Source organism: Bacillus sp. 2B09, assembly GCF_003946835.1.
In the GTDB taxonomy this organism is placed as follows: Bacteria; Bacillota; Bacilli; order Bacillales; family Bacillaceae; genus Bacillus; species Bacillus altitudinis.
Map to the genome: position 1 here is coordinate 1 of NZ_RPSG01000021.1, position 1033 is coordinate 1033.

Below are 1033 nucleotides of genomic sequence, written 5' to 3' on the forward strand. Positions count from 1 at the left end.
AGTTGAGCTACACCGGCTTTATCTATCCTAACATTATGTAAGAATAAATATGGTGGAGGATGACGGGCTCGAACCGCCGACCCTCTGCTTGTAAGGCAGATGCTCTCCCAGCTGAGCTAATCCTCCATATTATGTCGTTTCGAATGTCTCTCGATCTGACAAATAGTATTATATAACGATAAGATATTGTTTGTAAAGACTTTTTTAAAATAATTTTTGAATTTATTTTAAAGCTATTTTTTCACATCTTTTCGTTAAGGCACCTAAAGAAGTTTACCACTTGTCTCTTCATTTTAAAAGTCTTTTTTTCATTTTTTTATGTTTTTTTGTTAAAAAGGGGATTAATAGCGCTTTTTCAATGTAAAAACAGCTCTTTTAAAGCTGAAAAATGTTTGTTTTATTCCTTAAATCCTCAGATAACGTGCATATAGAAACGAATTTTTTTATTATTTTATTTTTCCGAGAAACCATTTTGTAAATTTGCTTTATATTAAATTGATCCTGGTCATTTTCCAAAAATTCGTCTCAATGTTCCCTTGCCTCATCAAACATTGTGGTGCTTAACTCAAATCTTCCTCCCCTCTCTCATTAGCAAACCAAGATGCCCTTTGCTCTCTTATGTAGGTTTCAATGATCTAGCAGCAAGCGCAGTTCGCTACATATGGTTGCCAGAGGAGAAGATCCTTCTTAGACATGTTTACTCGTTCGATGTTGACTCTTAGCAAGATGAGCGAGCGACGAGATTAGATGATAAGAATATTATAGAATGTCTAGAATTCCAGTGAAGGGGATGAAATGAATGAGTTATTGAGAATGTAGTGAAAGACCACTATTTTCAATATAAATAGATATATCATTTATTGAAACACAAAAAAGACCAGTTCCGACTGGAACTGATCCTTTGAAAAGCTTGGCGGCGTCCTACTCTCACAGGGGGAAACCCCCAACTACCATCGGCGCTGAAGAGCTTAACTTCCGTGTTCGGTATGGGAACGGGTGTGACCTCTTCGCTATCGCCACCAAACCTGATGGA

1 tRNA gene and 1 rRNA gene are annotated in these 1033 nt (G+C 36.9%); both read right to left on the reverse strand.

The annotated features are described in order from the left end of the window. Positions 1–50 precede the first annotated feature (50 nt). Positions 51–126: transfer RNA gene (locus EBQ12_RS19175), tRNA-Val, on the reverse strand. 782 nt (positions 127–908) lie between these two features. Continuing rightward, positions 909–1024, reverse strand: a 5S ribosomal RNA gene (gene rrf / locus EBQ12_RS19180). Positions 1025–1033 lie beyond the last annotated feature (9 nt).